The sequence below is a fragment of the Flavicella sp. genome (genome assembly GCF_037132785.1).
In the GTDB taxonomy this organism is placed as follows: domain Bacteria; phylum Bacteroidota; class Bacteroidia; order Flavobacteriales; family Flavobacteriaceae; genus Flavicella.
In genome coordinates this window covers 1-23,561 of record NZ_JBAHZZ010000168.1, presented here as the reverse complement: position 1 = coordinate 23,561, position 23,561 = coordinate 1, and the positions used below count along the sequence as shown (strand labels likewise).

Annotated in this window: 16 protein-coding genes and 1 pseudogene; 7 read left to right on the top strand and 10 right to left on the bottom strand. The window is 30.5% G+C overall.

Translation table 11 applies throughout. The annotated features are described in order from the left end of the window. Positions 1-295: 295 nt before the first annotated feature. The 8 genes from V5787_RS10745 to V5787_RS10710 form a co-directional block, all read right to left on the bottom strand. Positions 296-643 carry an L-rhamnose mutarotase gene (locus V5787_RS10745; RefSeq protein ID WP_336893221.1) on the bottom strand — a complete coding sequence of 116 codons (348 nt, stop codon included), beginning with the start codon at positions 641-643 and terminating at the stop codon, positions 296-298. A 566-nt stretch (positions 644-1,209) separates the two neighbouring features. Then, positions 1,210-2,667 (bottom strand): glycoside hydrolase family 125 protein, encoded by a 1,458-nt coding sequence (locus V5787_RS10740; protein WP_336893220.1) that lies wholly within the window; start codon positions 2,665-2,667, stop codon positions 1,210-1,212. A gap of 6 nt (positions 2,668-2,673) precedes the next feature. Further along, positions 2,674-3,537 (bottom strand): endonuclease/exonuclease/phosphatase family protein, encoded by an 864-nt coding sequence (locus V5787_RS10735; protein ID WP_336893219.1) that lies wholly within the window; start codon positions 3,535-3,537, stop codon positions 2,674-2,676. An 86-nt stretch (positions 3,538-3,623) separates the two neighbouring features. Continuing rightward, the gene (locus V5787_RS10730; protein ID WP_336893218.1) at positions 3,624-6,563 is read right to left on the bottom strand and encodes a GH92 family glycosyl hydrolase; all 2,940 of its coding nucleotides are present in this window, start codon (positions 6,561-6,563) and stop codon (positions 3,624-3,626) included. Continuing rightward, a complete protein-coding gene (locus V5787_RS10725) occupies positions 6,553-8,433 on the bottom strand; it encodes an alkaline phosphatase (protein ID WP_336893217.1) in 1,881 nt (626 codons plus the stop codon). Before V5787_RS10725 ends, V5787_RS10730 begins: the two co-directional genes overlap by 11 nt. Before the next feature lie 154 nt (positions 8,434-8,587). Next, positions 8,588-10,102, bottom strand: a complete 1,515-nt coding sequence (locus tag V5787_RS10720; protein WP_336893216.1) for a RagB/SusD family nutrient uptake outer membrane protein — start codon at positions 10,100-10,102, stop codon at positions 8,588-8,590. Between the two features lie 10 nt (positions 10,103-10,112). Continuing rightward, positions 10,113-13,427 (bottom strand): TonB-dependent receptor, encoded by a 3,315-nt coding sequence (locus V5787_RS10715; protein WP_336893215.1) that lies wholly within the window; start codon positions 13,425-13,427, stop codon positions 10,113-10,115. A gap of 198 nt (positions 13,428-13,625) precedes the next feature. Beyond that, positions 13,626-14,651, bottom strand: coding sequence for a FecR domain-containing protein (locus tag V5787_RS10710; protein WP_336893214.1), 1,026 nt, complete (start codon positions 14,649-14,651; stop codon positions 13,626-13,628). A gap of 367 nt (positions 14,652-15,018) precedes the next feature. On the opposite strand from V5787_RS10710, the gene V5787_RS10705 reads away from it, so the two are divergent. The 7 genes from V5787_RS10705 to V5787_RS10675 all read left to right on the top strand — a co-directional run bounded on the left by V5787_RS10705 (position 15,019) and on the right by V5787_RS10675 (position 22,469). After that, complete coding sequence (locus V5787_RS10705) at positions 15,019-15,588, top strand: RNA polymerase sigma-70 factor (protein WP_336893213.1); 570 nt, start codon at positions 15,019-15,021, stop codon at positions 15,586-15,588. A gap of 523 nt (positions 15,589-16,111) precedes the next feature. Next, entirely contained in the window at positions 16,112-16,510 is a 399-nt protein-coding gene (locus tag V5787_RS10700) for a DoxX family protein (protein WP_336893212.1), read from the top strand. Positions 16,511-16,608: 98 nt separating this feature from the next. Further along, positions 16,609-16,941 carry a GNAT family N-acetyltransferase gene (locus V5787_RS10695; protein WP_336893211.1) on the top strand — a complete coding sequence of 111 codons (333 nt, stop codon included), beginning with the start codon at positions 16,609-16,611 and terminating at the stop codon, positions 16,939-16,941. A gap of 664 nt (positions 16,942-17,605) precedes the next feature. Further along, positions 17,606-18,334, top strand: a complete 729-nt coding sequence (locus tag V5787_RS10690) for an acetolactate decarboxylase (RefSeq protein ID WP_336893210.1) — start codon at positions 17,606-17,608, stop codon at positions 18,332-18,334. A 360-nt stretch (positions 18,335-18,694) separates the two neighbouring features. Further along, positions 18,695-18,826, top strand: coding sequence for a hypothetical protein (locus V5787_RS10685; protein ID WP_336893209.1), 132 nt, complete (start codon positions 18,695-18,697; stop codon positions 18,824-18,826). A 123-nt stretch (positions 18,827-18,949) separates the two neighbouring features. Beyond that, a complete protein-coding gene (gene guaA / locus V5787_RS10680) occupies positions 18,950-20,482 on the top strand; it encodes a glutamine-hydrolyzing GMP synthase (protein ID WP_336893208.1) in 1,533 nt (510 codons plus the stop codon). Positions 20,483-20,585: 103 nt separating this feature from the next. Beyond that, positions 20,586-22,469, top strand: coding sequence for a LysM peptidoglycan-binding domain-containing protein (locus tag V5787_RS10675; protein ID WP_336893207.1), 1,884 nt, complete (start codon positions 20,586-20,588; stop codon positions 22,467-22,469). A gap of 37 nt (positions 22,470-22,506) precedes the next feature. On the opposite strand, the gene V5787_RS10670 is transcribed toward V5787_RS10675, so the two are convergent. Together V5787_RS10670 and V5787_RS10665 are read right to left on the bottom strand one after the other, a co-directional pair. After that, positions 22,507-23,247 (bottom strand): CpsB/CapC family capsule biosynthesis tyrosine phosphatase, encoded by a 741-nt coding sequence (locus V5787_RS10670; protein WP_336893206.1) that lies wholly within the window; start codon positions 23,245-23,247, stop codon positions 22,507-22,509. Positions 23,248-23,353: 106 nt separating this feature from the next. Further along, positions 23,354-23,561, bottom strand: a pseudogene (locus tag V5787_RS10665) (IS30 family transposase); the annotation flags it as partial.

The following is a 23,561-nucleotide window of genomic DNA, read 5'->3' as shown; positions in this document are numbered from 1 at the left end:
GTTTCTGCCCCACAAATCACCGAAATCACACCAATAAGAAGGATATCAACCAAGTCATGTAACTTGTTTATATCGCTTCTAGGGTCTTCTACCTTACCAAAAATACTGACTAATTTACTTTTTGAATCCATAATTATATTTACTTGATTATCAGTATAGTATACGAAAAATAAACAATATAAACAATTACAAGCCAATCGAATTAACTTGAAAAAAGTATGAGTTTGCCCTAGACTTTTTCAGTGCCCTTGTTTTTTTAGAGGCACCTTTTTCTATTAGAATATGAAAAAGGAGGCTATTCCCCTAATTTAAAAACTTGTTCTAGTGGAATCCATTTTTCTCCATCTTTAGCCCAAGGAAGTTCTTGTTGATAATTCCACATTAATTTTTCCCATTCTTGAACTTTAGGATTATCAGCATCCATTTTTGCCTTTTTTACTGGGTCGAAATTTTCATGAACCTCCATGATCATAAACATTCTATTTCCAGTTAGGTAAATTTCCAGATTTACAACACCAGCATCTTTGATACTTTTAGTAATCTCTGGCCAAATATTACCAGCTAAATGATGTTCTTTATATTCCGAGATCAATTTAGAATCATTTTTTAAATCACAAGAAAAACAATATTTTTTTGTATTCATAATTTTAGATTTTTTTAATGTCGCATACCCATAATGAGCAACGACAGCTAAACAAATTAAGGGTAATTAAAAGAAAAATTTACTTCAGAGATAAACCCTAGAATTTGCATATCTGAAAACCCTGGACCTCCCTCCATCTAGAATACCTCCCTGTAATACAGAAAATGAGGCACTTCCTACAATAGCTATTACCAAGCCATTAGGTTTGTTAAATCATTTACAACTCCCCATAATGCAAATAATGAAGTGATTATAATAAGTAGAAAAAGTAATTCTTTTTTTATTATTGGAATTTTAACTAGTTTATTCATCGCTTGGTTTTCAATGTTCTAACGCAACAAATCGTTATTAATTTTTGATGTTACCAAATTACATTTTTTAGTTCAATATCCATCATTTCATTAGGTGTTTTATAGTCGATAATTTTTTGTGTTCAATTCTTTAGATTTTGTTGAATATTGATGAGTATTGTATTCCTCGTTTTTCAGCTTGTTATTTTCTAATGATATTGTATTCCAGTTTCTACTGAAGAACCAATAATCACACCTTCTAATGTAAAAGCCCTTCTATTGTACATAATTTTCTTTTAATAATTCAGGGTATTTATTACCCACGTTTATAATTAGTTCACCAAACAAAGTGTTTGCCCAAGCAAACCATGATCTTGTAAAATATTTTGGATTGCTTATGCTAACTGCTTCGTGCATGAAACCAGTACCATCATCACTATTTACTAATATCTTTAAACACTTTCTTATTTCTTCTTTATCAGAACTAGTCAGTGCTCTAATCGTTACGCTCATTGGCCAAAACTTCCCTTTGCCTGTATGAGGACTTCCTCCTCCTTCTAACAATCCGTATTTTTCGAAATACGGATTGTACTTACTTAAAATAAATTCTCTAGTATTTTTATAAATAGGATCATTTTTACTCAAACAACCTAAATATGGAAGAGACAATAGAGATGGTATATTTGCATCATCCATAAATAAGCTATTACCAAATCCATCAACTTCGTAGGCTATAATTTCCTTTTTTGTTTTAGGGTGAATGAATTTTGATTCTTGGTTTAAAGCGTTTTTTACTTCTTCGGAAAAAGACAAACACTTTTCAGACATTTCCTTGTTCTTGTATATTGTTTTATACTGTTCACTCATTTGTCCAAGTGATGTTGCGGCAAAGTAGTTTGAAGGAATTAAAAACAATAAGTTTGTTGCGTCATCAGAAGGTCTAAAATTAGAGCATATAAGTCCATTTGGGATTATAGGGTTTCCCCAACCGAATCCGGGGCAAGATTCTATTGAATTATCTGTTTCTCTTGTGAAGCTGTAAGGACCATTATTGTGTTTTCTTTGTTGTTCTCTGAATGTTTTAACAATTAATCTCATTGCTGAATCCCACTTTTCATCAAAAACAGAGGTGTCTTTTGTATGCTTATAGTAACCATCTATTAACCTTACCACATAACAAAGTGAGTCTATTTCCCATTTTCTTTCATGGATAATTTCATTGTCCATATTTTGAGTATTGTCTTTAGTCCTCCAATAGCTATACGCTTCTTTTTCTAAGAAAGCATTTGTATATGGATCAGCTAACACATAAGTCAATTGCCTATTTATAAGACCTTTGATTATATTTTTTAGTGCTTTATCTTTTCCTGTCAATGGTAAATAAGGCCATACTTGAGCGGTTGAATCTCTAAGCCACATTGCGTCAATATCCCCTGTGATTATATATGTATCTAGATTTTTTTCGTCACTGTTATGTTTCATCACTGTTGTGTCTAATGTATTAGGATAACAGTTAGAAAACATCCAAGCTAATTTATGATCATAAATTAAAGATGATACACTTTTTATTTTATGTTCAACAGCTTTGCTTACAAAAGTTCTTTGACTCTCAATAGGTCTATTACTTGGATATTTATCTGCAAATTTATTGGCAAAAGTTAATAGAGGCGAAATATTTGCAACAAGACCAAGAGTAGCTGCTTTTTTAATAAAATTCCTTCTCGATTTTTCCATATTACTTTATTTATTTCTGATTTCTGATTTAATAATTACAGGTAGATGATCTGAAAAGTATGATGTCCCATTATTTGATGAGTCTATTTTATAGTCCAACACAATAACTCCATTTTTATAAAATATATAATCTATTCTGTTTTCATTTTTAATAGGATTCGATATAGAAAAGCCTCTAAATGTATCAGTATTTGTTTCTTTTTCGTTGTCTGTAGTTTTAAAACTATCTCTCAGAAAGTATTCTTGAATAGTATCTGTTAAATTTTCGTACCCTTTGTGCCTATCGTTAAAGTTAAAATCACCACATATAATTACCGCTTTATTTCCAGCTATTTCCTCAATCTTTTGTAACAAAAGATCAGAACTAGCAATTCTTGCTATTTTACCAACATGATCAAAATGTGTATTAAAAAAGTAGAGTTCTTGGTGGTTTAGAATAAACTTCCCCCATGTAACAACTCTTTTACAAACGGCATCCCATCCTATATTAGGAGTATCTATATTTTCTGACAACCAAAACATACCATCTTCTACTAATTCTACCTTATTTGGGTCGAAAAATATCGCAGAATATTCTCCCTCTTTTTCTCCATCATCTCTTCCTCTTCCTATATAATTATATACAGTATTATTTTTTAAATATTCTATTTGATTATATAAAGCCTCTTGAACTCCAAGTATAGCTGGATTGTGTTTTTTTATAACAGATACAAGGTCTTTTTTTCTAAGATTCCATCTATTAATCCCGTCTTCTTTATTATCATATCTGATATTATAGGTCATAAATGTTTCTATAACTTTTTCTTTTTTATCTTCTGTGCAAGAAAAAAAAGTCACAATTACTAATAGTATTAATGCATATTTTGTCATACTTATTAATTTTTTAAATTTAAGATCCTTTAGTTTTTATTAAAACTGAAATGACTTTATTAGAGTGTTTTAAAACTTATTTGGGATTAATTATATAAGATTTCACTTGATATTTTTTCATAAGTATTCTTACTTGGCACTTTTATTCCAAGTTCTAAGTCTTTTCCTTCATAGGATTGAAAGTACATCAATTTTAATTTATGCACACCTTTACTTAATGCAATTTCCCCTGTAGCCTTGATAGAAGAGTGAGAACCGTCATTGTTAACTACTTCAACATCATCTATAAATAAAACACTTCCATCATCCGACTTACTATAAAAAGAATAAACACCTGATTCAGGCACTTTAATATACCCTTCAAAAATATAAGCAAAATAATCTTCTTCGGAATTCATGTCAATTCTAAAATTTGTTACATATCCCTTGCTATTTGGCTTGAGGGATTCTATATCAAAAACTGTGGAGAAGTCTCCTTTGTAATATTTGTATTTCAACCCTGATTTTAGTTTTTTATTGAGTGTTTTTGAAGGTAAATACTTGGCTTTTTTTGCGAATAATTTTAACTCATGGCTCTTTTCAATATTGTCTTTTATTGCAATGGCTCTTATTTCTGTCGATTTACTGATTATAAACTCTCCATTATATTTTATTTTAGATTTATTTGGTTGGGTATTATCTAATGTGTAGTAAATTTCTGCATCTTTTGTGTTTACAGAAAGTTTTACACTTACTTTATCTTCAAAAAGACTTACATCATCATTTACATATGGTGTAGAAACTATCTTACCTGTTGTAAAAGAATAAGGAAAGTTCTCTTTTTTTGTTCCTCTATTATAGTTAGGAACAGAACTCATAAAGAACTCTAGTTTTCCTCCTTTAATTATTACTTTATGGGAAATGTAATTATTTAAAATTTCTTCTCCATTAAATAATATTTTATCAACATAATAGTTTTTTTCGTTATTATTATGAGCTACAATATTCAATGTTTTGGAATTTCCTATTTTTAGTTTCATCTGATCAAATAAAGGACTTCCAAAAACATATTCTCCGGTAGCTGGAGCAACAGGATATAATCCCATAGATGACATAATATACCATGCTGACATTTGTCCCATATCTTCATTTCCGATAATCCCATCAGGTTTTGAAGAATACATGTTGGTTAATAATTCTCTAACATATTTCTGAGTTTTCCAAGGTTCTCCAATATAATTAAATAAATACGCCGCATGATGGCTAGGTTCATTCCCTTGAACATATTGCCCCATAATCCCCGTAATATCTTGCATCTCACCCATTGTTGTATTATCAATAAACAAAGAATCTAATGCTAAAGAAAAACTGCTAATATCTCCAAATTGATTTATTAAACCATTAATATCATGAGGTACATAAAAACGATACTGCCATGCTGTAGCTTCTGTATAATCCTTTAATAGTTTATAAGGACTAAACGGTGAAACAAAAGATCCATCACTGTTCTTTCCTCTAAAAAATTTTGTTTTACCATCAAATATATTTGTGAAATTTTGTGACCTTTCTATATATGATTTGTAATCAGTATTTTTCCCAAGAACCTTTGCCACTTGTGCTATAGACCAATCGTCATAACAATATTCTAACAAACATGATACTGATTCCTTATTATTATTTGCAGATATAAATCCATTATTCCTATATAGATCTGCCCCTTTTCTTTTTTTGTTGGAAGAAGTAATTAATGATTGGTATACTTCCGTAGCATTAACACCTTTTATACCTTTTATAATAGCTTCACTAATAACAGCTGTAGTGTGATACCCAATCATTGTGCCTGTTTCGCTACTATAAAGAGGCCAAATAGGCAGTTCATTGACTTCGTTGAATCTAGCCAAGCTTGTATATACAATATCTTTTACAAGCTTTGGTTCCATAATGGTCATTAAAGGATTCCAAGTTCTATATGTATCCCATACAGAGAGGGCTGTATAATTTGTAAACTTATTATTGTATATTTTTTTATTCATTCCTCTATAACTTCCATCAACATCGTTGTAAGTATATGGAGCTAAATAACTGTGATAAACAGATGTGTAAAATATTTTCTTTAATTTCTCGTTGTTTGTTTTTATGTTATACTTAGACAATATATTGCTCCATATTTTAGTGCTTTCTTTGTGTACATCATTGAAGTTATTATATTTTGAATCTGATTCAAAATTCAATTTAGCTCCTTTATATCCTGTTGATGAAATTGCAACCTTTGCTTCTATAGTATTAATTTTAGAATGAGAAAAATCTAAAACTAATTTTAAATTTTTAGATTTTATTATGTCCCCTTTCTTGAATTCTTGAATAACTCCTCCAACTATTATTTTAGGATTAAAATCTGATGAGAACTCAGCTACAAAATACACTACCTGATTTTCTGACCAACCTCTAGTTCTTCTCATTCCTGAAATTATATGATCTGATTCATACTTAAATTCTGTTTCAAAAATATGTTCATCATCTAGGCTGTGTTCTAAATCTATAAGTACATATTTATTAGAATTATTCGGAAATTTATATTTATGAAAACCTGTTCTTAGAGAAGATGTTAGTTCTACATTAATATTGTCTTCTTCTAAAAGAACACTGTAATACCCTGGAGATGCAATTTCTTTATCATGAGAAAATTTTGCCATTTTGGGATATGTAAATTCTTTATCTGAATTTATCATATTAACAGTTGTTGGCCTAAATAAAACATCACCTAAATCTATTACTCCAGTTCCAGAAAGATGAGTATGAGAAAAACCAAATAATGTAGTGTCACTATAATGATATCCTGAACACGCATCCCAGTTTCCTTTTCTGGTATCTGGACTTAATTGTATTGCTCCAAAAGGTCTACTCGCTCCTGGAAACGTATGCCCATGCCCATCAGTACCTATAAAAGGATCTACATAATTTATATTGTTTTTTGATTCTTTACAAGATATTATTGAGCCTACAATAACTATTGTCACCATAATTTTTTTCAATAATTTATTTTTCATTTTCATTGTTGTTTAAAAGTAAAGACTCTATAATTTTATTGATTTCTGTATTTTCCATTATTCCTCTAAATAAATGAGAGAACGGACCATATGCAAATAAGGGAACTCCAACTCCTGAATGGTCATTATCGGTAAAACATGCTTCTACCATTCCTAAATCTATATTTCCTTGTAGAATTGATAATCCACCTGTTTCATGGTCAGCAACAACAATTATTAATGTTTCTCCATCCTTATCAGCAAATTTCAGGGCTTCGGCTACCGCTTTGTCGAAATCTAATACCTCTTCTACCAAAAAGGCAATATCATTCCAATGACCTCCAACATCTATTTGTGCTCCTTCTACCATCATAAAAAACCCATTATTACTTATTTTATCTAAATATTTTAGGGTTTCTTTTACCGATTTTGGTAATATATCAGATTGACCTCTATTTATTCCTGGAAAGTCTGAATCTGGTAATATGAGGCTAAATTTCTCTCCTTGTACATTTTTAATTTCAGATGTATTTTCAATCATCTCAAAACCTGATTTTTTTAATTCGGATATAGTATTAGCGTCTTTTTTGATATACTGCATTCCTCCACCAATAACCACATCTATGTCAGAGTTAATTAAATCTGATATTATAGCATCAGTGTTATTCCGACTTTTTTGATGGGCGTAAAAGGAAGCAGGAGTAGCCCCAAATATCGGGTCGGTAGTAATAATCGCTGTTTTTATATTTACTTTTTTAAGTTTTTCACTAATATTTTCTATTTTTTTTCCGTCAGATGCTACTCCAATTGACGTATTATTTGTTTTATTACCTGTAGCTAATGCTGTACCACTGGCGGCAGAATCTGTTGTGAAGTTATCTGAGGATTGTGTTCTAATCATTCCCATATTCTTTATATTGGTAATACTTAATTCTCCTCTATTTGCAAATAGACCAGCATTGAGCTGAGGAAACCCCATGCCATCACCAATTAAAAGAATAACATTTTTGATTTTTGTTTTTTTACCATCACTAACATAAGTTGGGTGATAAGCTTTATGAGGGTTCTTTTCTGTGTAAGTAGATTTCGAAAATAAATCATAAAAATTCCTACAATCGTAAAGCTTGTCAACATTAACTATATCTACTTTTAAGTTTACAAATGTTCTCCATAATCCCTTCGTATTTGGAACATTCCAAAACCTCACAGGTTTATTCAAAATATTATGCGCATATTTTATTTGTTTAGAAAGAGCAACTATTTCATAATCCTGTAATCCTCCTTTTCCATTCCATTTTGTAAATTCTCTAAAATCAAAACTTATACAAGCAATTTTATTGAGTTCCTTTTCACTGTATTCAATTTCTTTTTTCCCGTCAAACAATATATAATCGGGGTAATTTGTGAAATTTTTTGGTTTTGGATGATTACCTGTTATAATGATATTTACCTTGGATTTTGAGAATAGTTGTGGATATCTTTCAGTCTGTGCCACTAATAGTTTTAAAGTAGATTTTGCATTAGATTTAATGTCTACAAAAAAAGTAAAACTACTACTATCACTATATACAAATCCATTATTTTGTTTTAACTGTTCCAATAAGGGTTTTATATACATTTGTTTAAATGTTCTATTCTCTTGGATTAAATTTAACTCATGTGCAACAAATAGTTTTTTATTGTATTTAACAATATCGACTTCTACAAAACTCACCTTATTTACTAAGGCAGTAAAAAGAGGTAGTTTTTGCATGTAGTCATTATGCGAGTTTATTGATGGCAGTCCATTTTCTAAAGAACTTTTTTGCTTCAAAGACCATTTTGGCACATACCCTTGAGCATATACATTTATAGAGAAGCACAATAGTATAATTATTCGTACTAGATTCATAGGTTTAGTTTTATACTAATTAGACATAAAAACAAAAATGTTTTGATGGTTTTATTGTGTGTTAATCCCAGTTATTCTGTTATTTTACACCAAGTTGGAATAAAATCATTTAACAGATATTCCTAGGAAATTATATTTCCCAGGAATATTTTATTTAGTACATAGGGTTTTGTTCTAATGTTTCCTTAGATGCATTTATTGCATTAATTGGAATAGGAAAAACACTGTGTTTTATTGGGTCAAAAGTAGTTCTTGCACCTCTTGGATCCTCATCAATAGTGGTGTTATGAAATATATCTTTTGCATCGTCCCACCTAATAATATCATAATACCTTTGAAGCTCTCCTGCCAACTCCCATCTTCTCTCTTCTTTTAACTGAACTAAACTTGCATTTGAAATAGGCTCGAGACCAACTCTTTCGCGAACAAGATTTATCCATATATCTCCAGCTCCATCTCCATTTAATTCTATTTCGGCTTCGGCTCTCAATAAATAAACATCAGATAAACGAAGTATAGAGATGTTGTTATTTCCTTCCCAATTAATATAACCTTCAACAGAATATGCATGAGCAAACTTTTTGAAATTCATATCGGTATCATTTGTTTCATCAGGAGTGTACAGGTATATATCATTTCCTGCCCCTCCATAATCTTTGTATGGGAAGTCATCATCTTCTCCTTTTATAAACACCGTAGCTTTTTTTCTTGGATCATCAGCACTAAAAGAGTTTGTCAAAGCTGGAACTGGATGAAAGTAGTTCCATCCATTATTTGCATTTTGAGGCATAAATACAATAGATGTTATTGGTCCGCCTGTAGTACCTGTCCATGCTTTACCCTGAACAGCAAATAGTTGTTCCGAACAGTTATTTGCATCCGGTTGGAATACTCCTATATAGTTTTCATATCCTTCTTCAAAAGTGTCAGGATCGCTATTTGGTTTATATAATTCGTAATAGCCAGACTCAAACAGAACATCTGAATATTCAATTACCTCTTCATATTTTTCTTGGTAAATCAAAACTTTAGATAGCATCCCAAGTGCACTACCTTTCGTGGCTCTACCCTTTGGTGCAATACTGTAATGTTGAAGTTTATTTACAGCTTCTAATAGTTGTTTTTCAATATAGGCATATGTTTCTTCAGTAGAACTTCTTGAAATATAAAAATCACTGGGTGCATTTAAATAATCATAAATAGGCATTCCTCCATATTTTGTAATCAAATTGAAATAGGCAAACCCAGTTAAAAAATGAGCTTCGCCAGTTAACCTATTCTTTTCTGCATCAGTAATATCCATATCAGGTACATTTCTTAAAACATCTCCAGATCTTTTTATAATACTCCAAAAATCCTGCCAATGACTATAGTAATAATCAATATCGGTATACATATTGAACAACTCCCATTCTCTGATAGAAGCCTTGTTTCTCCCTACCCAATAATCATCAGATGTAGTTGTGAAAAACCATTCTGCTCTTCCATAAGTTGCTTCTGTTTGAAGAGGGTTGTAAGCGGCTAATAAACCTTGATCTGCTTGATCTGCTGTTTGCCAAAAATCTGATTCTACCGGTCCTTCCGGTTTTATATCTAGAAATTCTTCTGAACATGCTTGAGAAATCACTAATACGATAGTAATACTCAATATTTTATATATTGTTTTCATATTTTAAATTTTAAAATCCAACATTAATACCAAATAAAAATGACTTAGCCATTGGATATTGTCCTCTATCCACACCAAGAGATAGTGAATTATAACTTGAAGAGTTTTTTGAAAAAGTAGAACCTATTTCCGGATCCCAACCTGAGTATTTAGTAAATGTAAGAAGGTTTTGTCCCTGAATATATAATCTTAATTTGCTAAAGCCAATGCTTTCTATTGCTTTGTCGCTAAAAGTATATCCAAAAGTTACATTTCTAAGCCTTAAATAATCCGCATCCTCAACGAAGTATGAAGAAAATCTTGCATTGTTATTTGAGTCTTCTAAAGACAAACGAGGAACATCTGTTTGAGTATTATTGACTGTCCATGCATCTAATATATCTGTGCTTTTATTATTAGGAGAAGATGCAAACATTAGAAATTCATTAGTAGCATTAACAGATTTAACTCCTCCAGTTCCTTGTAAAAATATGTTTAGATCAAATCCTTTATAGCCTAAATTAATATTTAATCCATAAGTAAAATCAGGTAATGCATTACCTAAATCAATTTTGTCTTGATCGTTAATAACATTATCCCCATTAACATCTTCGAACATAAAATCTCCTGCTACAGCATTTGTACCATATTTCTCATTATATAAATTTGCTTCATCATCATTTTGAATAATTCCAGAAACATTATAACCAAAAAACTGTGACATTGCTGCTCCAACAGATGTTCTACAATAATTTGCAGAACCAAATAATGCTTGATCATTATTACTTAAAGACAGAACTTCGTTTTGTAAAACACTAAGATTACCTGTAACACTATACCTAAAATCACCTTTAATCTCTTTATATGTAAGGGCTAGTTCAAATCCAGTATTTCTCATTTTTCCAACATTCTGATACTGATATTCAGAAGAACCTGAAATAGCAGGTAATTCAACAGGAATTAGAAGATCATCTGTAATTTTATTATAATAATCCGCCGTTAAATCAATCTTACCTTTAAACAATGACATATCCAAACCTATATCAGTTTGTCTAACTCGTTCCCATGTTAAATCGTAATTTGGAACAGTAGACTCGTAGAAGTACTTAGTTACATCTCCGTTGTCAATTCCCCATCCACTTCCCATTTGTGCATACATAGGATAATTTTGTCCTATTTGAGAATTACCTAATTCTCCAAAACTACCCCTAACCTTTAAATTAGAAATAATATCTTTAATTGGTTCAAAGAAATTTTCTTCAGAAACTCTCCAAGCAGCTGAAACTGAAGGAAAGTACCCCCAAGATTCATTTAAATAGAATATAGAAGAAGCATCAGCCCTTAATGTGAATTGGAATAGGTATCTGTCGTTGTAAGCATAATTAACTCTACCAAAATAAGATAACATCGACCATTCTTCTACACCACCACCAATGTCTCCAATAGTTTGTGCTGAATTAATTACTCCTCCATTATCATTAGTAAAAGCAAGATCTGTTGCTTTTATGTATGTATATTCCTGTGAAAAACGTTCAGATTGTTGTCCTAGTATCATATCTATCCTGTTTTTCCCTACTTCTAAATTATAGGTAAGTACATTACTCCATTGCCATCTAAGGTCTGTATAGGTTCTGTTTTGAATTTCATCTACATCTGAAGGACTTCCTGGTTCTGGAATTACTGGAAAATACATGAATTCTTCTTCTCCAGAATAAGTTCCTCCAATATCTGTTTTAAATTTCAGTCCTTTAAAAAGTTCTATTTCTACAAAGACATTTCCAATAGCATTAAATCTATCTACAGCCAATTTATTCCTTTTTGCTTCTCCAACAGGGTTTCTAATTTCCCCATATAAATCTATTCTTGCATTGCCGTTTTCGTCAACCGGAACTCCACTGAAATTGCCAGACTCATCGTAAACCGAAATATCTGGATGCATGGCTAATGAACTCCAAAGAGCATATCTTCCAGCAGAATTTTCACCACGACCAGTCTTAGTATCTTTGCTAATTGTCAAATTCTGACCAACAGTAATTTTATCATTTATTTTGTGATTAGAGTTTAATCTAAAATTATGCCTATTATAGTTTGTTTCAATTAAAATACCATCCTGATTGAAGTATCCAAGTGCAAAAGAATAATTAGAATTATTAACACTTCTTCTCAATGTAAAATCAGCTTTGTACATAGATGCTGCTCTAAATATTTCATCTTGCCAATCTGTTCTTGTAACCTGAGGGTATTCTGTATCCCAATAAGGGTTTGGAATTTCTCCGTCGTTAATTGCTGCTTGAGTAAATACCTGATTTCTCTGTTGTGCATTTAAAAGGTTACGTTTTTTTGATAAAGTAGAAACCCCAAAATAAGAGTCAAAATTAATATCAAAACTATCTTTATTGGTTCCTGTTTTAGTTTTTATAATAACAACTCCGTTAGCAGCTCTTGAACCATAAATAGAGGCTGATGCCGCATCTTTAAGAACACTTATAGATTCTATATCACCAGGATTGATTGTTGAAATATCATCCATAGCAAATCCGTCAACAATATAAAGTGGCTTAGATGACCCGAAACTACCAACACCTCTTACTTGTATCTCTACATCATTTCCAGGTTGACCGCCTGAGTTCATAACATTTACTCCTGCCATTCTACCTTGTAGTGCTTGGTCAACTCCTGAAACGGGTGTGCTATTTAAATCTTCGGCTGAAAGGACGGCTACAGATCCTGATAGGTCTTCTTTCTTTATCGTTGAATAACCAACAACGATAACCTCGTCTAAAATTTCATTGTCTTCTTGTAAAACAATATTTATATTTATCTGACTTCCAATTATCACTCTTTTTGTAATAAAACCAATAAAAGAGAATTCCAAAACAGAGGAATTATTTGTGATATTTATATTATAATTACCGTCAAAATCAGTTACTGTACCATTAGATGTTCCTACCTCGACGATTGTAACCCCGGGAATTGTAATGCCTTCGTTATCTAATACTGTACCTGAAATGGATAAACTTGGATTAATCACCATAGTCAATTGTTTCTTACTTGAAATTATAATTTGACTATCAACCATGATAAAACTCAAATTGGTATTTTTAAGTATTTCTTCTAATATTATTTTAACAGGCTTATCTACAACAGATATACTTACCTTGTTTTTGTTATCAACAACTACTTGGTTGTATATGAAACTATAGTCTGTCAGGTTTTCTATTTTTTCAATAGCTTTTTTTATTGAAACGTGTTCTAGTTTTATTGATATTTTTACATCCTGAGAGTATGTATCTGTGGCGTACAATTGGACAATAGATAACATCAAAAGGACAACTATAATTCTCATAGTCCTTAAAGATTTAGGAAATATTAGATTTTCATCTAATACAATTTTGTTAGTTTTTATTTTTTTATACATTTGCTAATAAGTTATCCCATTATATATGGGGTTAAATTTTCAATATTTGCAGGAGAGAATTCGGACGCTTTCCTGCTCTTTTGTTTTTTCTTTATAGGCAATTTATTTATTATGTTAATATTAAGTTTAATTTATCTTTGTTTTTATATTGATTTCAACTTTTGAATAGTTTCCATCTGATTTTATTACAGATTTATTCACCTCATAATCAATAGGAATAGCTAAACTTATAAGTTCCATAATTCTAAGTATAGATTCGTTCTGAAAACTTGCAGTTAATTTGTATTTTAATAGATTATCATCATTAATATTGATATCTACACTGTACCATCTGGATAATTTTTTAATTATATTTTCTAAATCATCATTTACAAAAACTAATTTTCCTCTAGTCCATGCAATGTATTTATCTGCTTCAACCTCATTATAAATCAAAGAATTAGTTTTTTTACTATACACAATCTGTTGATTGGGTTTTAGCAACAATTTATTGTTAGGTGTATTTATGTCTTTAGGAATAAATTCTATTTCTCCCGTTTTTAATGTTACTGAGATATCATCGTCATCTTTATATGATTTTATATTAAATTGAGTTCCGAGTACTTTAACTGTAATATCATCAACTTTTACCAATAACGGAATATCAGGATTGTGAATTACATCAAAATACGCCTCACCCTTTAATATCACTTCCCGATTTCGTCTATTGAACTTGTTTGGAAATGTTAAGCTACTGTCATTATTTAGAAATACAACTGAACCATCAGGCAGTTCAAAATTTGTTCTAGCTCCAAATTGTGAGGTTATGGTTAAATTAGGTATTTCATTATTTTTATTTAACACTTGATAACTTACAAATAAAAATAAAGGAATAAATAATACAGCAGCCACTTTAACTAAGTAATTCAGTACAGTTTTAAAACATATTTTTCTTAAAGAATTATTATTATTTTCAATGTTTATCTTGTCATGAATTTTGTCTAGGATTAAACCTAATCCCTCAGTATCTTCATCTTCAATATCGTCCCATACTTGCTTTAGAATATTCTTTTTATCAGAAAAATTATCTTCTTCTAAATATTTAAGAACTATCCTAAGCTCTTCTTGTGTACATTGATTTTTAAAATATTTATCTATTAAATCTTTTTTCATTTCCTCTTCTAATCAGACAAGTTTTATTGTCTTTTTTATTATTTACAAAGCATTTCTTTTATAGTAGTACGCTTAAATTACGTTTTACCACTATTCAAAAATTGTTTTTTTAAAATAATTTAACCTTTCGTCTAATTTTTATTAATTTTTAAAATAGTATTCTCTAGCTGAACATAGGTTGTCATTGTTTTTAATTAAGAAATTGAAGTATCCAAATAATATGTACAATTGAAAATGTTATAAAGATAACATTAGAAAACTTTCAAAATTGCTGTTTTTTTTTAAATTGCGATGCTACTTATTGTATGTGTATTACTAATAAGTAGTGACTTATAGTATATAATTTATTAGGAACAAACAGATTAAAATGATGAGAATAGATATATTTTCAGATAGAGAATTAGCTTCTAAAATTAAGCTAGGTGATTTGCATTCATTTGATTTAATATACAAGAGATATAGTGCTCGAATTTATTCTTTCGCCTTTGGACTTCTGAAATCTAAAAATGATTCTGAAGATTTAGTGCAAGAGGTATTCATTAAATTGTGGAATATTAAAGAGGGTATCAACGAAAACTTATCAATTAAATCTTTCTTGTTTACAATTGCCTACAACATGTCGATTACTGTGATACGTAAAAAGATTAAAAAGACTGAGTTTGTTGATCTAGTTTCTGCCTTACAAGAACCTATTGAACTTACATTAAATTCAATAGACATCGAATATAAAGAATTAGAGGCATCAGTTAATAAAATAATAGAGGAGCTACCTAATCGACAAAAGGCTGTGTACAAATTAAGCAGAGAAGAAGAATTGAGCTACAAGGAAATTTCAAAAAAATTATGTATTTCAATAAACACAGTAGAGAATCATATGGTTAAAGCTCTAAGACATATTAGAACTAATGTTTCTTTGTTAAATGGAAGTTACAATTAAACTTTAAAAACCTCAGTGAGAGCATTGTTAAATAAATTATTATGAGTAATGCTTATAGTTACAAATGTGTCCGATTTCCCTTAGAAATATTTAATTTTGGAGTATCTGATGGTGTTCTAATAACCTGATTTTCTACGTAATAAAAATCATTTTCAGACTTAAAAAATCAGAATATTAAAGTGCTTGTTTTTAATATTCCTTAAATTCAACTAATAAACGCAACTTTTCGATTTGACTGTTTGCTATACTATAATCAAAACAGAAAAGTAGGAAAACCTACCTTTCTTATTTTGATGGATGTGTATCTTACGGTTTCAAATCGCCAAAAAAGAAGTTGTATGACCCACATTACCTGTTTTGACCCCTATAAAACACCTAGGAAGAGATATAAATATGAAAATCCTATATTTGTTATGGAACAATTATTATTTAACCTAAAAGTTGCGGTTGTAACTTGAATTCAGCAGGTATTAAACCTTTCATCTGATATGATGTCAAATATCTATAAACATTAAATAAAAAAATGAAAACACAAAAAGACTTAGGATTACTACTAATTAGATTTATAATAGCTGGTTTAATGCTATTTCACGGGGTAGCTAAACTCAAAGGCATTGATTCTATAAAAGGAATGTTAGCAGAACAAGGAGTGCCTGGCGTATTTGCTTATGGGGTGTATATAACAGAAATAATTGCTCCTATTTTAATTCTGATTGGCTTTAGAACAAGATTAGCTTCTTTGACCTTTTTTATAGGCATGCTGGTAATTATATTTTTAAAGCATTTTGATAATCTTTTTATTCTAACAAAAACGGGTGCCATAAGAGCTGAGTTAGTACTTATGTACGCTATCATTTCATTAGCATTATTTTTTACTGGAGGGGGAAAATATGCTATCTCAACAAAAAATACTTGGGATTAAATTTAAGGGTAAATACATTATGAAAAAATTAATTTGAATTAGTTAACGCGTTTTTCATCAAGCTTGATATTGAATCAAGGTGAATAACATATATGAAAATGAAAGAAAAACTAGTATTTCGGAAATTAAAAGAAACAGATTGGGAGCAGGTTTCCAAAATCTATCAAGAAGGACTTAATACTGGAAACGCCACTTTTGAAACAAATATGCCGAATTGGAACGATTGGAACAATGGACATTTAAAGAATTGTAGAATTATAGCAGAATTAGATAATAAAATTATTGGATGGTCTGCATTATCACCGGTTTCTTCTCGCTGTGTTTACGGTGGAGTTGCGGAAGTAAGTGTGTATGTTTCATCAAGATTTTCAAGACAGAAAACAGGAGTCAAACTTATTGGAAAATTTGATAGAGGAAAGTTAAAACAATGAAATATGGACTTTGCAATCTGGAGTTTTTTTCGAAAATAAAGCAAGTATTATTATTCATGAACGACTTGGTTTTCGGAAAGTTGGTTACAGAGAAAAAACCGGAAAAATGAACGGAGTTTGGCGCGATGTAATTTTATTGGAACGAAGAAGTGATACAATAGGTGTGGATTAAAACGTGCTAATTAACTTTGCATATAGCCTTCCGATAGGTTGGCAATGTTTTTTATATACTAAAGAAATCCTAGGAATAAGAGTGATTCTTTCAGAACAATAAATTACACAAAAGGACTTGACACGGCAATAACACCAGTTTCATTTTTAAATATCGCACTAATGTTTTGGGATGTTTTTTATTCATATAATTGAATCATAGCACCGATACGGGGCTGTTTTATGTGAAAAATAAACGAATTTATTACGTCATTTAAATGTTGAAATGGTATAAGGTCAGCAGTAAGAAAACTACGTAGTTGTTATTTGGAATATGCTCTTAAATGGTCAGGGTTACAATCCGTCCAAAGAGTACCTATTTCTGGTCCAAAAATGAAAATTAGTAACAGAGTTGAAAAAAATCATGGTTAAATACGAAGATGTTAATTTTTATAATACTGAATATCAGTACGTAATTAATCTTTTTTGGTAGTTGAAAACTAAATGAATGAATATGGCCTATAGAAAACACATACACTTTTTTATTTTATTAATAACTTTAATCAGTTGTAAAAATCAAAAAAAGGAAACCAACAGAAATGAAGTATTAAGTTATGGTAATCGACAATTAATTTTGGAAGAAAACAAACTTGATGGAGTTGTTGAGATTGATAGTCTATTCTCTAATGAACCTTTATTTGCAATCGGACCAGTAGAACATTTAAAAGGAGAGGTTACTATTTATAATGATTTAGTTTCCATTTCGAGTGTGAAAAATGATGAGCCCCATGTTTCCCAATCGAAAAAAACAAAAGCTATTTTTCTTCTTTCAACAAATGAAAATGAATGGAGTGAATATAAAATTGGAAGAAAACTTTCGGGTTTAAAAGATACTGAGAATTATATAAAAAAAATTTTAATTTCCGAAAACCGAGACATTTCGAAAGCAATCCCGTTCAGGATAGAAACCAAAGTATCAAAAATGACTTACCACATAATTTATAAATCTGATAACCTACGTCATAATAAAACCGAACACCAAAAGGCAAAAATAAAATTCGAAATGGAAAATAGGGAAATAAACATAATAGGCTTTTGGGTGGACAAAGATAGAGAAGGAAAACTCACACATCCTGGCTCAAGAACTCACCTTCATTTTATAGAAAAAGAGAATAAAACATCTGGTCATATTGATGATATTATCATACCAGTAAATTCAACGATATATATTCCAAAAAAATAATTAGTAATGTAAAAACCTCGGCATAGTTGAGTATACGTCGTTGCCAATAATTGAACGGAGTAGCCTCATACACTAACTAAGAACTGAGGCGAAAATCAATTTAAATATTATTATTGAGTTAGTCGTTTAATTTTTACAGCAATTTTAGTTGTGATTTGGTATCTTATAATGACAGAAATTGCAGATATTTTCGGAATTGTATTACTAAAGAATATCTTTTTTGAATAAAAAACCCTAAAAAGGGAATAATATAAAGAAGCAATTGTCAATTTTGAAAAAAGTTCCTTTGATAAACATAAATGGATTGGTACCTATAGGTGTTTGGCACTTATGAGTTCTTCTAAGTTGTGTTATAAAGAAATGGCACTTACTAATATTGTTTTTGCATATAGTCAAGTAGGAAACGGAACAAAAGCAATTGAGTATCCTCAAAATGGAATTGCAAAAGCGGCATTAAATACTTTATTTTTGTTAAATAAAACTGATTCATAAATTATGAACAGTAAGTTTTTACTATTGTACATAAGACAGGTTATAAAAGATTTAAAAGGAAATAATTGTAAAAATATTTTTTCAAACATTCGCTCATTAATGAATTAAGTTTTATTTTTGCGCATGCAACAAAAAGTACTTATTTTAGATTTTGGATCCCAAGTTACGCAGCTTATTGCGCGTCGAGTGAGAGAGTTAAACATATACTGTGAAATTCATCCATACAACAGTGAAAAATATAATTTTTCAGATTTTAAAGCGATTATTCTATCAGGTTCTCCACATTCTGTAAGAGGAGAGAATGTTCCTAAAATTGACCTTTCTGAAGTGAAAGGTAAAATACCTTTGTTAGGGATTTGTTATGGAGCCCAATATTTAGCTCACTTTTATGGCGGAGAAGTAGGAACATCTAATACAAGAGAATATGGAAGAGCTAATTTGTCTTTTCTAAATCATGAGAATCCATTGTTTGATGAAATCAACGAAGGAAGTCAAGTTTGGATGAGTCACTCTGATACAATTTTACATCTACCAGAAAATTGTGAATGTATTGCAAGTACAGCAGATGTGAAAAATGCTGCGTACCATGTAAAAGGTGAAGATACGTATGCTATTCAGTTTCACCCAGAAGTGTATCATACTTCAGAGGGTTCAAAATTATTAGAGAACTTTTTAGTTAAAATTGCTAATGTTGCCCAAGAGTGGACATCAGACAATTTTGTAGATACTACAGTTCAAGGAATAAAGGATAAAGTTGGAGACGATAAAGTTCTTTTAGCTTTGTCAGGTGGTGTAGATTCTACTGTTGCCGCTGTTTTATTAAACAAAGCAATTGGAGAAAATTTATACTGTATTTTTGTAAACAATGGTCTTTTGCGTAAAAATGAATTCCAAAGTGTATTAAAACAATACGAAGGAATGGGATTGAATGTAAAAGGTGTTGATGCTTCTGAAAGATTTTTAAAAGAATTAGAAGGCTTAGAAGACCCAGAAGAAAAACGTAAAGCTATTGGAAAATCATTTATTGATGTTTTTGATGAAGAAGCACATTTGATAGAAGATGTAAAATGGTTAGCACAAGGAACAATTTATCCTGATGTTATTGAATCTGTTTCTGCTGATGGAGGACCTTCTGCAACGATAAAATCTCACCATAATGTTGGCGGACTACCAGATTTCATGAAATTAAAAATTGTAGAGCCATTACGTATGATTTTTAAAGATGAAGTTCGTAGAGTTGGAAAATCAATGGGTATTGATGCTGAATTATTAGGAAGACACCCATTCCCTGGGCCGGGATTAGGAATTCGTATTTTGGGTGATATTACAGCGGAAAAAGTAAGGATGTTACAAGAAGTAGATTATATATTTATTCAAGGTTTAAAGGATTACGGATTGTATGATTCTGTTTGGCAAGCTGGAGCTATTCTATTACCTGTACAGTCTGTTGGAGTTATGGGAGATGAACGTACGTATGAAAAAGCTGTTGCCTTGCGCGCAGTTGAATCTACAGATGCCATGACGGCTGATTGGGTTGATTTACCCTATAAGTTTTTACAAGAAATATCAAATAAGATAATCAATAATGTAAAAGGTGTAAACCGAGTTGTATATGACATTAGCTCTAAACCACCAGCAACTATTGAGTGGGAATAAAAATTCGAATAAGAGTTATTATAAAAATATTGTGATAGCCATTTTGAAGAAAATTGTAAATTGTTTCTTTAGAATGGTTATTCTATATAAATCAAGAATTGAGATGAAAAAAATAGTATTGTTATTTGTTTTCTGCCTGTACACTTTTTTAACAGCTTTTGGTCAGCAAAAGGAATTTATTTCTTATACCGTTAAAAAAGGTGAAAGTGTTCGTAAAATAGCAAAGAGATATGAGCTAAGGTCAAAAGATATATTGCGGGTAAATCCTGGGTTAAATAGAAGACCTCAAGCGAATACAGTTATTTTGATTCCAAATGTGAACTACAATGAGGAAGAAGAAAAAGCAAGAGTTGAAGCCAAAAAAGCAAGAGTTGAAGCCGAAAAAGAAATATTGAATTCACAAAATCATATTATTCAAGCAAAGGAAACATTGTATGGAGTTTCTAAACTATACAATGTAAGTATAGAATCCCTAAAAGAATTAAATTCAGATATATTAATTGAAGGATTGAAAATTGGGATGGTAATAGAGATTCCGAAAGAAAAAATGCTGAGCCCTGAAGAGGTCAGACAAAATGAATTCAATTATTGGGCTGAATATTTTGTTTTGCATACAGTTGTTAAGGATGATACTTCATATAGTTTGACACGTCATTATAATGTGTCGGAAGATGAATTATTGTCATTAAATCCAAAACTTACTGAGGGACTTAAATTAGGAATGGTTCTTAAAATAAAAGATATACTCAATGAAGATAGACTATTGGAATTAGACGAATTGGTTTTTTTGGATAGTATCGTTACCAAAGATGCTATTGATGTTGCAATGCTTTTGCCTTTTAAATTCCCGAAAAATGATACGCTCAGCAAAGAGCAGCTTTTTACTAATAAAGATAATCTAGTGTCAATCATCACTGATTTTTACTTGGGAGCAACAATTGCAATGGACTCAATTAGGAATCAAGGTGTTTCTGTAAATTTAAATGTTTATGATACAGAGAATGATAGATATATTATAGATAGTTTGATAAAAACAAAACAGCTTGATAACAAAGATGTTGTTTTTGGACCTGTTTTTAATGAACATGTAAATCGTGTAGCTAGAAAATTAAAAGGGACTCCTGTTATATTTCCATTTTACTCAAGTGAACAAAATATTTTTGTTGAAGACAATATAGTAAAGACGGTAACCAGTAGAAAACTTTTAAAAGAGGAGGTGTTGAAGTATCTTGTTGGGATTTATAAATCTGAACATATTGTTTTAGTTGGTGATGAAAAACTAAGTTCTAGAAAAGAACTAAGACAGATTGGAAAATACTTAAAAGAAAAGAATAACTCTATTAAAAACATCAGTTTTATACAGCCAGAAAATGGATATATTAATAATGATAGATTTGTACAAGAATTAGATGCTTTGGGCGTGAATTGGGTAATTCTTACAACAAATGATAAAGTTGTGACTGCAGATGTTATCAATAATTTAAAGTCAATTCCTAGTGATGCGGAGGTGAGGTTGTTTGCTTTTGAAAAAGGAAATAATTTTGACAAAGTAGATAATAATATCTTGGCGGATATGAATTTTGTTTATGCAAGTTCAGGGTTTTTAATTGATTCTATACCGGAAGTGTCTGGGTTTTATGCACAGTATTTAAGAAAATATAAAAGTTATCCATCTGAATATGCATCAAAGGGTTTTGATGTTGTTTATGATGTTTTAATGAGAATGTCTTCAAATGATTCTTTAAACTTAAGTGCCAGTTTTAAGAATGGAAACTCTAAAAGAGTAAGAAGTTCTTTTAAATATGAACAAAAGGCGTATGGTGAACCTGTTTATAATACAGCAGTTTACCTAAGGAAATTTAATGAGGATTTGTCTGTTGAACTACTGAGTTTGGAAAGAGATAAAAAAGAAAAAGAACTAACAGATAAGGCATTATCCATAGAAGGAGTTGAATCAATTTATACAGAAACGAATAACTTCGATTGATAAAAAAGAAGAAGCGTTAGAAAACGAGAATTAAAGTTTATCTATAAAATTCCACATTGTTTTTTAAAATAGGTGTTAAAAGTTTTAAATTTTTTTTAGTGCCTAATTTTTTTAAGGAGTTCAAATGATTCATATTGTGGGTGTCAGACCCAGCCAGATCAATCATGTTTTCCTTGATAAGTTTTTCCGCAACCTTCTGAATAGATTTACCGTAATTTCCTGTTAGAGAAAGTAAGTTGACCTGAAAACGGCAGCCTGATTCTTTGAGTTTATGATAAATATCGAAATTTTCATGACAAAAACTATAACGTTCAGGGTGTGCTAAAATTGGATTGTATCCTGCTAGTTGTATATCAAATAGTATTTCAAAAAGATTTACAGGAGCTTGTAGGTAGGACATCTCAACCAACAATGAATCTTCTTTTAAAGTAAGTAAATCTCGTTTTTTTAAAAGCTCACAAAATTGTTCATCTAACATATATTCTGCAGCTGCCTCAAATTTAATATAAGACATGTCTTGTTTTTCTAGTTCTTCCAAAACTAAATCTAATTTGTCTAAAATAGTATCGCTGCTATTTTTCCAAACATCACCTAAAACATGTGGAGTAGTAATAAAATTCTGAATACCATAAGCTTCCATTGTAGAAATCATTTCAATAGTGTTTTCCATACTCTTAGAGCCATCGTCAATTTCTGGTAAAAGATGAGAATGAATATCAACGAAATCTAAGGGAAATACCTCTGTTATTGGGGTTCCTTTTTTGAATAGTTTTAGCACTAGAATGGTTTGAAAATTATAAGTCACAAATTTATGAAATATTATGACAACCAAGCTTGGATTCAAGGTTGTAACGCAACAAAACGTTTTAGTTTTATGATGTTTACTAAGCTACAATTTTAAGTTCAATATCCATCATTTCTTTTGGTGTTTTATATTCTATGATTTTCCTTGGTCTATTGTTTAGTTTTTCTTGAATAATTTGGAGTTGTTTTAGGTCAATTTCGTTAAAATTAGTTCCCTTTGGCAAGTATCTTCTAATGAGTCCATTTGTGTTTTCATTGGTTCCTCTTTCCCAAGAAGAATAGGGATGA

Excerpts from the sequence above, each read along its gene's own strand:
- V5787_RS10740 (WP_336893220.1), bottom strand. The coding sequence starts at position 2,667 with ATGGAAAAATCGAGAAGGAATTTTATTAAAAAAGCAGCTACTCTTGGT.
- guaA (WP_336893208.1), top strand. The coding sequence starts at position 18,950 with ATGCAACAAAAAGTACTTATTTTAGATTTTGGATCCCAAGTTACGCAG.
- V5787_RS10715 (WP_336893215.1), bottom strand. The coding sequence starts at position 13,427 with ATGAGAATTATAGTTGTCCTTTTGATGTTATCTATTGTCCAATTGTAC.
- V5787_RS10690 (WP_336893210.1), top strand. The coding sequence starts at position 17,606 with ATGGCCTATAGAAAACACATACACTTTTTTATTTTATTAATAACTTTA.
- V5787_RS10700 (WP_336893212.1), top strand. The coding sequence starts at position 16,112 with ATGAAAACACAAAAAGACTTAGGATTACTACTAATTAGATTTATAATA.
- V5787_RS10710 (WP_336893214.1), bottom strand. The coding sequence starts at position 14,651 with ATGAAAAAAGATTTAATAGATAAATATTTTAAAAATCAATGTACACAA.
- V5787_RS10735 (WP_336893219.1), bottom strand. The coding sequence starts at position 3,537 with ATGACAAAATATGCATTAATACTATTAGTAATTGTGACTTTTTTTTCT.
- V5787_RS10695 (WP_336893211.1), top strand. The coding sequence starts at position 16,609 with ATGAAAGAAAAACTAGTATTTCGGAAATTAAAAGAAACAGATTGGGAG.
- V5787_RS10675 (WP_336893207.1), top strand. The coding sequence starts at position 20,586 with ATGAAAAAAATAGTATTGTTATTTGTTTTCTGCCTGTACACTTTTTTA.
- V5787_RS10730 (WP_336893218.1), bottom strand. The coding sequence starts at position 6,563 with ATGAAAAATAAATTATTGAAAAAAATTATGGTGACAATAGTTATTGTA.
- V5787_RS10720 (WP_336893216.1), bottom strand. The coding sequence starts at position 10,102 with ATGAAAACAATATATAAAATATTGAGTATTACTATCGTATTAGTGATT.
- V5787_RS10685 (WP_336893209.1), top strand. The coding sequence starts at position 18,695 with ATGGCACTTACTAATATTGTTTTTGCATATAGTCAAGTAGGAAACGGA.
- V5787_RS10725 (WP_336893217.1), bottom strand. The coding sequence starts at position 8,433 with ATGAATCTAGTACGAATAATTATACTATTGTGCTTCTCTATAAATGTA.
- V5787_RS10745 (WP_336893221.1), bottom strand. The coding sequence starts at position 643 with ATGAATACAAAAAAATATTGTTTTTCTTGTGATTTAAAAAATGATTCT.
- V5787_RS10705 (WP_336893213.1), top strand. The coding sequence starts at position 15,019 with ATGATGAGAATAGATATATTTTCAGATAGAGAATTAGCTTCTAAAATT.